Genomic DNA, 11,685 nt, shown 5'->3' with positions numbered 1-11,685 from the left:
ATTATGCTCCGTGGCTTTCACTGTATTCTTTTGCCAACTTACGAAGATGATCTAACGCTTCTTGGCCGTCATAGCCTTTAGCGTCTGCGCTATCAATCCAATGTTGCGGCACGCTTTTTAGACGCTCATCAAAGGCTTTTGACAACATATCGTCAGCGGTCAGCTTTTTAACGTTTACCCCCGCCTCTTGGGCGATTTCAATACCTGAAATATCACTCTCATCCCAAGCTTTACCGATTAAAACCGATAAGCTTTCTCCTGATAGCGCATTGATCGCCGCCTGATCTTCTGCTGACAGATCTTCAAAGAAGTAAGGGTCCATAAACATAGAGAAACTCCCCATGTACATTCCATGAGGTAACAGCGTTAAGTAATCGGTGACTTCGGCTAGACGTAAAACGCGTTGTTCTACCGCGGGTAAAAACGCCCCATCAATCACACCTTGCTGCATCATTTCATAGACTTTTGGTGCTGGCGCACCGACCGGTGTTACATGAAACTCTTCGGCAATAATGCTTTGTACACCACCACCAATACGAATCTTTTTGTTTTCAAGATCCGCTACATTATTGATTTCAAAATTAGAGTGAATTTGACCAGGACCATGAGTAAATAACGCCAACAGTTTCAAACCATCAAACTCACCTGAGTCTTTGAAGTACTCTTGATAAGTATTCCAAAGCGCATAAGACGCGACTTCAGCATTCACATTTAGACCGGGTTGCTCAACTATTTGTGGCAATTCGAAACGGCCTGGGACGTAGCCATGGTAGCTGTAGCTGGCTTCTACAATGCCATCTTCAACTAGGTTCCACATGGTTTTCGGATGCCCCAAACCATAAATAATTTCTACATCTACCCGACCATCCGTGGCGTTTTTAACTGCTTCCCCCCATGCAGGGATAACGTCTTTATTCATCGGATTGGTTGGTGGTAACCAGCTTGCAACACGTATAGTTTGTGCCGATATAAAGGTGCTGGTAACAAGCGCTACGCCTAACAGGGTGAATTTGATAGTGTTCTGCATGACGATTTCCTCTTTTATAATTATTACAATCGCGTTCTATCTGTCTTACTTAAATAGAGGGTGAATATTGTTCTTGTTGTATTTCAGTTCCGGATCAAGCTCTGTCAGCTCAAACGAAATTTGGACGTAATGCTCATTTGTGACAGGTTCCATCCAGTCGCTCAAAATCGAAAACACGTTTTGTGCAACTTCACGCTTGATCTCCATACTACGACCATGACCAATCTTTAAATTTAGGTTCAATAACGCAAAGTCCTCACGGCCATCGGCGACGCGGTAGTGATCCACTCGAATCGCTCGGCTTCTGACACCACCGATTGGAAAGTGACCAGTTCCGACAACGTATTCATGAAGTGCTTTAAACAGTGGTTGAAAATCCAGTTTGTCTTCTAAATTTCCTGAATACTCGACAACAAAGTGCGGCATATCTACTCCAGTAAAAACGAGAAAGAAGCTAGGCACGGCCCAGCTTCTTTACGATGACAAACGTGTTTTACACACCCCATTTTGGAATATGGTGTGAGCCCATGCTGATACAGACATTCTTCGGTTCACAGAATACTTCGAAGCTATAATCACCACCCTCACGACCGGTACCGGACGCTTTTTTCCCACCAAATGGTGTGCGAAGATCACGAACGTTTTGCGAGTTCACAAACATCATGCCTGCATCGACTTTCTGAGCAATGCGATGAACCTTGCTCACATCTTGTGTCCATAGGTAAGACGCTAAGCCGTATTCGTTGTCATTCGCCATGGCCACCACATCCGCTTCGTCTTCAAACGGAATCAATACAGCTACAGGCCCAAAGATTTCTTCTTGAGCGATACGCATGTCATTGGTCACATCACGGAATACCGTTGGACGGACAAAATGGCCGCCTTTCAGATGATCAGGTAGCTCATCCACAGGCTTATCAGGACCTCCAGCAATCAGAGTGGCCCCCTCTTCAATACCGATACGAATGTAGCCAGTAACTTTATCGAAGTGCTGTTGACTGATTAATGAACCCACTTTGGTATCAAGATCTGTTGGATCGCCGACTTTGATTTTGCTGGCACGCTCTGCAAATTCTGCCGCGAATTTATCGTAAATACCTTTTTGTACGAAGATACGAGAACCTGCTGTACAGCGCTCGCCATTGATCGAGAAAATGCCGAATACCGCAGCGTCCATAGCGCGCTCGTAGTCACAGTCTTCAAAGATCATGACCGGTGATTTACCACCCAGCTCCATAGAAAACTTCTTCAGACCAGCATTGGCAATGATGTGTTTGCCGGTCGATGTACCTCCTGTAAAGGAGATCGCATCTACATCATCATTGGTGATGATGGCATTACCGGTTGTCGAACCAAAGCCATGTACGATGTTGAACACGCCTGGCGGAACACCCGCTTCGATGGATAAGCGACCTAAAAAGTCTGTCGTCAGAGGTGACAATTCAGACTGTTTCATAACCACAGTGTTACCGAGTGCTAACGCAGGCGCTGTTTTCCACGTACCTGTCATGAACGGCACGTTCCATGGCGAAATCAACGCACACACACCCGTTGGTTGGTACAAGGTGTAGTTCAACATTTGGTCATCAACTGGGTAAGTGTGACCATTCATTTGCTTCGCTTTTTCAGCGAAGAAGTAAAAGTTATTTGAGGAGCGTGGAATCAAGGCATTCAACGTTTGGTAAAGCGGTAGGCCCGTATCAGCGGTTTCAAGACGGGCTATTTCTTCAACGTTCTCAGCAATCAGGTCGCCAAGCTTCTCAATAATTTTAGAGCGTTTTGCGATTGGCATGGCCGCCCAAGCAGGAAACGCATCTTTCGCTGCTTGTACCGCTGCCGCCACTTGCTCATCAGAAGCATGAGCGACTTCAGCCAAGACTTCACCCGTCGCTGGGTTCACTGTCTGAAAGGTTTTTTCACTCTCTACCCACTGACCATTGATTAAGTTTTTTATCATTACTGCTCATCTCCTGTAGACAAAACTATTCGGCATGGAAGTTAAAAATGGGACTTCCATTTCGTTAACATGTTAAGTAAATTAATACTGCTTGGTAATTCTGTCAAGATCTGTCGCACCAACTAATCGCACTTCTTGATATGAATGCACTATAGAATTGCACTTTCTAATAAGAATTAATGAGCCGCAGTTTTATTGGGATTTGATGCCTATAATGCAGTAGAGTGTAAATAACTAATAAAAATAGGAGCGAAAACATGATGGCAGGTTCTTTGTATCAGACGCTACCTGATCTGATTAGTACAATCGGTCAAAGTGACTTCTATCACGAAGTCGAACGCAGTTTCAAACAGGTTCCAACGGTTTCTAAATTTAAAATCATTAGTTACCCGAAATCTTCCAAACCTGCTTTTTTAGGAGGGTACAGTGAGCCAGAGTTCGATCGAATCTATTGTGAGTCGGCCTATCTACTCGATCCTTTTTACGACGTTATTAATAAAGATAATCGTAACGAGCTGGTGACACTGGACAGCATCATTCGTCATGACTTTCATAGTTCAACGTATTACGATCGCTTTTATCATATGACTGGCTGGACCAATGAATCGAACTTCATCGTCAGCCTGAATGATGAACGCACTATCTGCTTGGCGTATACCGCCCACGATATGCCGATGAATGAGCTGAATCATGAACTGCGCCCTTACCTTCACGCCATCAAGTCTGCAATCCGAAAACATGAATCTCTAACCAGTCAGATTATTGAGTCTTCTCATTGCTCTGAATTAAAATCTGAACATCACGACAGCAATCATCAAATGAGCCTGTTTGGTCTCACCAAACGTGAAAAAGAAATCGTTAGCTATATTCTACAAGGCCATCCTTCTTCGAGTATTGCGCAGTTATGCTACGTTTCTGAGGGAACCATCAAAAACCACCGCAAAAACATTTATCGAAAACTCAATATTCACACTCAAGGCGAACTCTTCAGAAAGTTTCTTAATTAATTAGCACGACTGTTGACAGCTTGAGATAATTTACGTCAATATACTTAACATGTTAACTACATTTGGTGATTGGGCTATGTATACCTACCGACAACAAGAATCAGGCCAAGCCGTTTCAAAAACGTCAGAAGCAACATTTGCTGTTGAGCTGGCAGATCCGTTACTGCCAGCAACCAATGGCGCTGTCATTGGCGTGGCGCTCAATAATAAAGACCTTGTGGATTCTTTAGCGCCTGAATTTGACGCTAAGCCATACGTGAACCCGCCGAAAACACCGGTATTGCACATCAAGACAGACAATACACACATCGGTCATGGTCAAACAATTAAAGTCCCGATCGATAAGGGCGACGTATACGCGGGTCCAGCTTTGGGTATTGTTATTGGCGAACGAGCCACACGCGTGAGTGAAGCGGATGCCCTTAATTTTATCAAAGGCTATACGGTCGTAAACGAAGTATCGCTTGCAGAAACGTCTTTTTACCGCCCGGCTGTGAAAGCAAAATGTCGTGATACGTTTTGTCCTATTGGCCCATGGGTCATTGACAAATCACTTGTCTCTTCGCCGAACGATCTAGCGATTAAAACCTTTGTTAACGACACGCTCGTTCATGAAACAAGCACAAACCGCTTAGTGCACAGCGTTGAGAAAGTAGTGAGTTATATCTCCAGTTTTATGACGTTAGAGCCCGGCGATTTGATCATTGCCGGTACGCCATTACGCGACCAGTCTTTGGCTATTAAAGATGGCGATATTGTGATGATTGATGTGGAGGCCGTTGGCCGTTTAGCGAACCCAGTTGAGAAAGAGTGAGACCGACCATGAAACACGCTCGCGTACTAGTTAACGACGAAATCCTAAACGTCACCGTAAATGACAACAACGAAGCTGTGACGGCTTCAGGCGATGTACTTGCCAACGGCTCTTTCAAATGGATGCCGCCATGTGAAGGCAAAATGTTCGTGTTGGCGATCAACTACGCCGATCACGCGGCAGAGCTGTCTTTCAAAGCACCAGAAGAGCCACTAGTGTTCTTAAAAAATGCCAATACCCTGATAGGCCATGAACAAAACACATACCGTCCTGACAATGTCGACTACATGCATTATGAATGTGAACTGGTCGTAGTGATCGGTAAAGAAGCGAAAAGCGTGTCAAAAGAAGACGCTATGCAATACGTTGGCGGTTACACCGTTGGCAATGACTATGCAATTCGCGATTACCTAGAAAACTACTACCGCCCTAACCTTCGTGTTAAGAGCCGCGATACATGTACACCGATTGGCCCTTACATCATTGATGCAGAGCAGATCCAAGACCCTCATAACTTGAAACTGCGCACCTATATCAACGGTGAACTTAAGCAAGAGGGCAACACCAAGGATCTTGTTTTTGATATCCCTCACTTAATCTCTTACTTAAGCGAGATCATGACTCTGAGTCCTGGTGACATGATTTTCACTGGCACACCAGAAGGTCTTGCCGATGTAAAACCGGGTGATGTGATTACCACCGAAGTAGAAGGTGTTGGCACCCTGACCAATACGATCATTTCTGAGACTGACTACTTAGCCAGCTTACACTAGGAGCCGATTATGCTATCGAAAGACATTATTACGTCCTGCGCACAGCGCCTAAATGAAGCAGAAAAGTCACGCACCCAAATCCGCCAGATCTCATTAGATAACCCTGACATCACGATCGATGACGCGTACGCCATTCAGCGTGAGTGGGTCGATATGAAATTGCAAGAAGGTCGTAAAATCATCGGTCATAAAATTGGCCTGACATCGCGTGCTATGCAAATGAGTTCTCAGATTGACGAGCCTGATTACGGTACGCTTTTAGACGATATGCTGTATCACGATGGTTGCGAAATCAACACTGAAGATTTTATTGTACCTCGCATCGAAGTGGAATTAGCGTTCATTTTGAAAAAGCCACTGAAAGGCCCTAATGTGACAATCTTCGACGTCTACGATGCAACCGGCTACGTTGTTCCAGCATTGGAGCTGATCGATGCGCGCAGTCAGTCCATTGATCCTGATAGCGGTCGACCACGTAAGGTATTTGATACGATTTCGGATAACGCGGCGAACGCGGCCATCATCTTAGGTGGGCGTCCAATCAAAGTGGACGAAGTCGACTTACGTTGGGTATCTGCGATCATGCAACGCAATGGCGTCATCGAAGAAACCGGTGTCGCCGCGGGCGTACTGAACCATCCTGCAAACGGCATTGTTTGGTTAGCCAATAAATTAGCGCCGTTCGATGTTGAATTGGAAGCGGGGCAAATCATACTTGGTGGCTCATTTACCCGCCCAGTTGCAGCACGTAAAGGCGACACCTTTACTGTGGATTATGGTCCGCTTGGCTCTGTATCTTGTTACTTCAAATAAAGGTGACGAACCATGACAGCACCCAAAAACACATTTAAGCAGGCCCTTGCTAATAAAGAACCTCAAATTGGACTTTGGCTAGGTCTGGCTAACCATTACACCGCAGAACTGATCGGTTCAGCGGGTTTTGATTGGCTTTTAATTGACGGTGAACATGCGCCAAATACCCTGCAAACCATATTGGGGCAGCTACAAGCGTTGGCACCTTTTAATACGCATCCTATTGTGCGCCCTGCTTGGGCAGACGATGTGGCACTGAAACAAATCTTAGATTTGGGTGTGCAAACCATCTTAGCCCCGATGGTTGATAACGCTGAACAAGCACAACAAATCGTGCGTGGAACGCGTTACCCTCCGCACGGTGTGCGCGGCGTTGGCAGTGCGTTAGCACGCGCCTCACAATTCAATCGTACGCCGAATTACCTAACCACGGCGAACGATGAAATTTGTGTGCTGGTACAGATCGAATCGGCAAAAGCGGTTGAAGAACTGGACAATATCCTAGCAGTCGATGGGGTTGACGGTGTCTTCATCGGCCCTGCGGATTTGAGCGCGTCGTTAGGCTATATCGGTCAACCTAATCACCCTGAAGTGGTGAAAGTGATCGAAGCCAGCATTGCCAAAATTGTCGCTGCCGGCAAAGCGCCGGGAGTGCTCATGGCCGACCAAGTGCAAGCACGTCGTTACCTAGATTGCGGCGCATTGTTTGTTGCTGTGGGCAGCGATACGGGCCTACTAATGAACAGCACTAAACAATTGGTTCAAGCGTTTAAACCTGACGCGGAGAATCAAAATACGGGAGGCCCATCCTCTGTGTATTAAGGGTGGTTGCCCAACATTATTCCGAGTTAATGTTAGACATGTAATCTATTTTTCACCCTTTTTTTGCCCAGTATACTGGGCTTTTTTTTGGCTTTATAATTGCCCCACGATAACAATAAAAATTGAGCATCCTATGACCAAAGAGTGGATTCCAAATATCGACCTTGGCCAAGATTACGATTCGAAATACAAGGACGAAACCGTTCATTTCGACAAACTTGGCAAACTTGCCGACTTTTTTGGACGGGATATGCCCATGCACCTGCATGCGGAATACTGTCAAATCCACCTTGTTCAAGCGGGTAAAACCTTCTTCAACATTGACCAGAACACCTACGAAACCCAAGGCAATGCCTTATTCTTTACGCCGTCCTCGACGCCTCACGCATTTTGGACAGAGCCTAATGCCCCAGGCTTCGTGCTAACCATGCACGCTTCGGTGTTAGCAAGTATTACCGATCGCTTGCAGGCATTTAATAATATCTTTTATCTGCCCATCGTCATTGAAGAGCGTCATACCACGCAAGCAGCGTGGCGTAAGATAGAGCAGATTTTTGACCTGCTGAAATACGAATGGATTGGGCAAAGCAAACTTCACAGTGAAGCAATAGAGTCCATCCTTCAGCTGCTCATCATCCACCTATTACGCCTGTCTGGCTCCCAACACCCACGCTACCAAAACAACCAAGCAGAAATTCTCAGCTTCCGCGCATTCAGCCGCTTAGTCGAAACACACTTCGTCGATGAGCGCCGTATCACGTTTTACTGCGATCAGTTAAAGATTAATGAGAGCCGTCTAAATTACATCTGTAATAAAATTGCCGATACCAGCCCCAAAAAAATCATCAATGGGCGTGTCATTTTAGAAGCGAAACGACTGTTGTCGCACACCAATATGAACCTTACTGAAATTTCGTACACCTTAGGTTTTATGGACCCGTCTTACTTCTCGCGGTTTTTTTATAAAAACACGCAATCAACGCCTACAGAGTTCAGAAATGAACACCGGAAAGACTAGTTCTCTGGCCTAAGTCAAAAGAGCAATGTGCGTAAATTGCCCTAAAAATACGCCTCACACATTTACTTAACATGTTAAGTAAAATACACTTTGAGGTAGTTCGTGAACATTGACAAGCCAGTTTTCCATTAGAGTAAGCTCATGATTGAAACAACCATTAATCAACACAATCTAACCACCGCGGCTGCCGTTCAAATTGGAGCGACAGCAATGGCCCATGCGACGAGTCTAGGCATTCATATCAGCATCTGTATTGTCGATGCGTCCGGCATCCCTTTAGTCAGTCTGCGCATGAACCAGTCCCCGCTTCTTTCTACCGGCATCGCCGAGAAAAAAGCATACACCGCCGTGTCATTTGGCAAGCCGACCCAGTCTTGGCAAAGCACACTGATGAACAAAGAGAAGATTCTGTTTGCGCTGCAAAATGAGCCTAACTTCACCTACTTAGGCGGAGGGCTCCCTATTCGCCTAGAGACCATTACCGTCGGCGCCATCGGCGTTTCCGGTGGCAGCGAAGCACAAGATATCGACTGCGCCCAAGTGGCAATTGATGCGTTAATTAACAATCACTAAAGAGAGATCACGATGCTGAAAAAACACTATCCATTTTATTTAGCCAGCAAGCCCGTTTATGACAACGAAGATTTGGAAGTACGTAATAAGTATTCCGATGATCTGATTGCTACAGTGGCCTTAGCGACTGCGGATCACATTGATCAAGCGATTGCCGCGGCAGACCAAGCACAAGCCGCCATGAAAGCGCTTCCCGCTTACAAACGCCAAGCCATTCTGAACCATTGCGTGCGCCGTTTTAAAGAACGCGCCGAAGAGCTGGCCATCGCTTTATGTCAGGAAGCAGGCAAACCGATCAAAGATTCGCGCGGTGAGGTGACACGTTTGATCGATACATTCCAAATCGCCGCTGAAGAAGCCACGCGGATTTACGGCGAAGTGATTCCGATGGATATTTCAGCACGTGCCGAAGGCTATCAAGGTCAATGGAAACGCTTCCCGATTGGACCGTGTTCATTTATTTCTCCGTTTAACTTTCCTTTAAACTTAGCGGCACACAAGATTGCGCCTGCGATTGCAGCCGGTTGTACGTTTATCTTAAAGCCCGCATCTTTAACGCCGATCAGTGCCTTAATCATTGCCGAGATTTTAGCGGAGACAGAACTGCCTGAAGGTGCGTTCTCGATCCTACCGTGTCGTCGTGATGGCGCCGATTTATTCACCACAGACGAGCGTCTGAAACTGTTGAGTTTCACAGGCTCGCCAGATGTGGGCTGGGATCTCAAAAAGAAAGCAGGTAAAAAACCGGTTGTCTTGGAGCTGGGTGGCAATGCTGCCTGCATCGTCGATGAAGGGACCGATTTGGACGATGCCGTTCAACGTATCGTCTTTGGCGCTTACTACCAATCTGGTCAAAGCTGCGTCAGTGTGCAGCGAATCTTAATCCACGACTCGCTTTACGATCAAGCCAAAGCCATGCTCTCCGACGCAGTTAAAAATCTCGTCATGGGCGATCCATCGAACGAAGATACGTTTATCGGCCCAATGATTTCGTTAAAAGAAGCCGAACGTCTTCATGGCTGGGTAGAAGAAGCCCGTCAAGCAGGTGCGACTGTCTTGGCTGGTGGGCAACGTAATGGCGCTATGTTGGAAGCTACGTTATTGGAAAACGTGACCGCTGCCATGACAGTGAATAACGAAGAAGCATTTGGCCCGGTCGCGATCATTTCAAGATTCAGCGATTTCGATGAGGCTCTAAAAGAAGTCAATAATTCTGAGTTTGGTCTGCAAGCCGGTATTTTCACCAAAGACATCTATAAAGCCCACAAAGCTTGGGAAGAGTTGGAAGTGGGCGGCGTGATCATCGGTGACGTGCCATCTTGGCGTGTCGACCATATGCCCTATGGCGGTGTGAAAGACAGTGGCTTGGGCCGTGAAGGTATCCGTTATGCCATTGAAGATATGACAGAGTTAAAACTGATGGTGCTTCGTACACCAAAATAAGGCTGATGTAGACCCTTTTTCAAAAGCCAACATTATGTTGGCTTTTTTATCTCTATAAGGACGGCATATGACTCGTACACATTCTTTTTGGTTAATTCCCTTACTGGGCTATCTTGTCGCATTTGGCCCCTTGTCCATTGATACCTATTTACCCAGTTTGCCTGAGATTGCTAAGAATCTCGGCGCCAGTCAACAAATGGTGCAGTACAGTATTACCTCGTTTTTAGTCGGCATGGCTATTGGCATACTGATCATTGGCCCACTCTCCGATCAACTTGGGCGTAAGAAGATCTTATTGGTTGGTACTTTCACCTATGCCCTCACAAGCCTTGGCTGCGCCATGGTTCAAGATGCGGAATCGTTGGTACTCTTACGCGCTTTACAGTCCCTAGGCGCTGCTGCAGCGGCGGTCCTGGCCAGAGCCTTGGTCCGCGATTACTTTGACCATCAGCAAGCGGCCAGTATTTTGTCGAGCATGCATATTATTTCAATGATCGTGATGATCTTCGCGCCACTGTTAGGCGCCTTTATCGTCAATACGCTGGATTGGCGTTGGATCTTCTATTTACTGGCTGCAGTGTCAGTTTTCGCTTTCGTCGCTATCGCGCTCATCATCAAAGAGCCGCAACGGGACACGACGAAACCGCCCAGCATCAAAGACTATCTAAGCTCATATGCAGTCTGTTTCAGCGAGCCAAAAGTAACGTTACTTATCCTGACCAATGGCTTTTCGTTTGCCGGCATGTTTGCGTTTATTGCAGCCTCGGCCTTTGTTTACATCGAATACTTTGGCTACCGCGAATCCACTTACGGCCTGCTGTTCTCAGCCAATATTGGTGCCATTATCGTTATGACGGTGATAAACAAACAGCTGCTGACACGTACGTCATCTGAAGCAGCTCTCCGTTTTGCAATCACTGTCTCAGCGATCTCCGCGAGCCTAATGGCATTAATAAGCGTGTCTTATGCCGACATCGCCCTATTATTTATCGCCTCCAGCATGCTGTTTATCAGCGTCACAGGTTCCATTGGCGCAAACTGCTTAGCAACACTCTTTGCCATTATTCCAGAGCGAGCTGGCACCGCAGCAGGCTTATTGGTCGCCATGCAATTTGCGCTGGGCTCAATCAGCACCTACATCACGTCACTTCTTTTTGACGGAACACCCGCTTCGCTTTTAATCGTGATGGCGAGCTTTGGCGCGTTGAGCTTTGCCTCTTACGGTTTATCCTTGATGATCAGCCATAAAAAAACGCTCAATTGAGCGTTCAGAGTGTCGATAAAACCCAGTATTTTTGCTGGGGTTTTGTTTTTAAGGCTCCTTGCTTCATGAAGTCTGCCAAAAACTTGGTATACCTGAAGATGTATACGGCGGTACATTTTTATCTACGGTACCAGATCCACTAACAATAAATTTCAATATTTAATTAACCATCCA

The 11,685-nt window shown here is 46.2% G+C and carries 12 protein-coding genes; 9 read left to right on the top strand and 3 right to left on the bottom strand.

What is annotated here, in order from left to right; genetic code table 11:
- Window position 1 precedes the first annotated feature (1 nt).
- From ACPUEK_RS10470 to hpaE, 3 genes are all read right to left on the bottom strand, one after another.
- Window positions 2-1,027 carry a TRAP transporter substrate-binding protein gene (locus ACPUEK_RS10470; protein ID WP_425640682.1) on the bottom strand — a complete coding sequence of 342 codons (1,026 nt, stop codon included), beginning with the start codon at window positions 1,025-1,027 and terminating at the stop codon, window positions 2-4.
- 45 nt (window positions 1,028-1,072) lie between these two features.
- On the bottom strand, window positions 1,073-1,453 hold the full coding sequence (locus tag ACPUEK_RS10465; protein WP_425640681.1) for a 5-carboxymethyl-2-hydroxymuconate Delta-isomerase: 381 nt from the start codon (window positions 1,451-1,453) through the stop codon (window positions 1,073-1,075).
- 67 nt (window positions 1,454-1,520) lie between these two features.
- Window positions 1,521-2,984: a 5-carboxymethyl-2-hydroxymuconate semialdehyde dehydrogenase gene (gene hpaE / locus ACPUEK_RS10460; protein ID WP_067217623.1), complete on the bottom strand. Its 1,464-nt coding sequence runs from the start codon at window positions 2,982-2,984 to the stop codon at window positions 1,521-1,523.
- 257 nt (window positions 2,985-3,241) lie between these two features.
- Here hpaE and ACPUEK_RS10455 point away from each other — a divergent pair, with 257 nt between their 5' ends.
- The 9 genes from ACPUEK_RS10455 (at window position 3,242) to ACPUEK_RS10415 (ending at window position 11,511) form a co-directional block, all read left to right on the top strand.
- Entirely contained in the window at window positions 3,242-3,991 is a 750-nt protein-coding gene (locus tag ACPUEK_RS10455) for a helix-turn-helix transcriptional regulator (RefSeq protein ID WP_067217627.1), read from the top strand.
- A 49-nt stretch (window positions 3,992-4,040) separates the two neighbouring features.
- Window positions 4,041-4,805, top strand: coding sequence for a fumarylacetoacetate hydrolase family protein (locus ACPUEK_RS10450; protein WP_425640680.1), 765 nt, complete (start codon window positions 4,041-4,043; stop codon window positions 4,803-4,805).
- Between the two features lie 8 nt (window positions 4,806-4,813).
- A complete protein-coding gene (locus ACPUEK_RS10445; protein ID WP_425640679.1) occupies window positions 4,814-5,578 on the top strand; it encodes a fumarylacetoacetate hydrolase family protein in 765 nt (254 codons plus the stop codon).
- Between the two features lie 9 nt (window positions 5,579-5,587).
- Window positions 5,588-6,391 carry a 2-oxo-hept-4-ene-1,7-dioate hydratase gene (gene hpaH, locus ACPUEK_RS10440; protein ID WP_425640678.1) on the top strand — a complete coding sequence of 268 codons (804 nt, stop codon included), beginning with the start codon at window positions 5,588-5,590 and terminating at the stop codon, window positions 6,389-6,391.
- Window positions 6,392-6,403: 12 nt separating this feature from the next.
- Window positions 6,404-7,213: a 4-hydroxy-2-oxoheptanedioate aldolase gene (gene hpaI / locus ACPUEK_RS10435; protein WP_425640677.1), complete on the top strand. Its 810-nt coding sequence runs from the start codon at window positions 6,404-6,406 to the stop codon at window positions 7,211-7,213.
- 133 nt (window positions 7,214-7,346) lie between these two features.
- The gene (locus ACPUEK_RS10430; protein ID WP_425640676.1) at window positions 7,347-8,231 is read left to right on the top strand and encodes a helix-turn-helix domain-containing protein; all 885 of its coding nucleotides are present in this window, start codon (window positions 7,347-7,349) and stop codon (window positions 8,229-8,231) included.
- A 141-nt stretch (window positions 8,232-8,372) separates the two neighbouring features.
- Window positions 8,373-8,804 carry a GlcG/HbpS family heme-binding protein gene (locus tag ACPUEK_RS10425; protein ID WP_082866145.1) on the top strand — a complete coding sequence of 144 codons (432 nt, stop codon included), beginning with the start codon at window positions 8,373-8,375 and terminating at the stop codon, window positions 8,802-8,804.
- 12 nt (window positions 8,805-8,816) lie between these two features.
- Complete coding sequence (locus ACPUEK_RS10420) at window positions 8,817-10,247, top strand: aldehyde dehydrogenase family protein (protein ID WP_425640675.1); 1,431 nt, start codon at window positions 8,817-8,819, stop codon at window positions 10,245-10,247.
- A gap of 67 nt (window positions 10,248-10,314) precedes the next feature.
- Complete coding sequence (locus ACPUEK_RS10415; RefSeq protein ID WP_425640674.1) at window positions 10,315-11,511, top strand: multidrug effflux MFS transporter; 1,197 nt, start codon at window positions 10,315-10,317, stop codon at window positions 11,509-11,511.
- Window positions 11,512-11,685 lie beyond the last annotated feature (174 nt).

This window comes from Marinomonas gallaica (genome assembly GCF_049821165.1).
Lineage (GTDB): Bacteria > Pseudomonadota > Gammaproteobacteria > Pseudomonadales > Marinomonadaceae > Marinomonas > Marinomonas gallaica.
Note: the sequence above shows the minus strand (reverse complement) of the source record. Positions and strands in the feature narration are given on the sequence as shown.

Excerpts from the sequence above, each read along its gene's own strand:
- ACPUEK_RS10470 (WP_425640682.1), bottom strand. The coding sequence starts at position 1,027 with ATGCAGAACACTATCAAATTCACCCTGTTAGGCGTAGCGCTTGTTACC.
- ACPUEK_RS10465 (WP_425640681.1), bottom strand. The coding sequence starts at position 1,453 with ATGCCGCACTTTGTTGTCGAGTATTCAGGAAATTTAGAAGACAAACTG.
- hpaE (WP_067217623.1), bottom strand. The coding sequence starts at position 2,984 with ATGATAAAAAACTTAATCAATGGTCAGTGGGTAGAGAGTGAAAAAACC.
- ACPUEK_RS10455 (WP_067217627.1), top strand. The coding sequence starts at position 3,242 with ATGATGGCAGGTTCTTTGTATCAGACGCTACCTGATCTGATTAGTACA.
- ACPUEK_RS10450 (WP_425640680.1), top strand. The coding sequence starts at position 4,041 with ATGTTAACTACATTTGGTGATTGGGCTATGTATACCTACCGACAACAA.
- ACPUEK_RS10445 (WP_425640679.1), top strand. The coding sequence starts at position 4,814 with ATGAAACACGCTCGCGTACTAGTTAACGACGAAATCCTAAACGTCACC.
- hpaH (WP_425640678.1), top strand. The coding sequence starts at position 5,588 with ATGCTATCGAAAGACATTATTACGTCCTGCGCACAGCGCCTAAATGAA.
- hpaI (WP_425640677.1), top strand. The coding sequence starts at position 6,404 with ATGACAGCACCCAAAAACACATTTAAGCAGGCCCTTGCTAATAAAGAA.
- ACPUEK_RS10430 (WP_425640676.1), top strand. The coding sequence starts at position 7,347 with ATGACCAAAGAGTGGATTCCAAATATCGACCTTGGCCAAGATTACGAT.
- ACPUEK_RS10425 (WP_082866145.1), top strand. The coding sequence starts at position 8,373 with ATGATTGAAACAACCATTAATCAACACAATCTAACCACCGCGGCTGCC.
- ACPUEK_RS10420 (WP_425640675.1), top strand. The coding sequence starts at position 8,817 with ATGCTGAAAAAACACTATCCATTTTATTTAGCCAGCAAGCCCGTTTAT.
- ACPUEK_RS10415 (WP_425640674.1), top strand. The coding sequence starts at position 10,315 with ATGACTCGTACACATTCTTTTTGGTTAATTCCCTTACTGGGCTATCTT.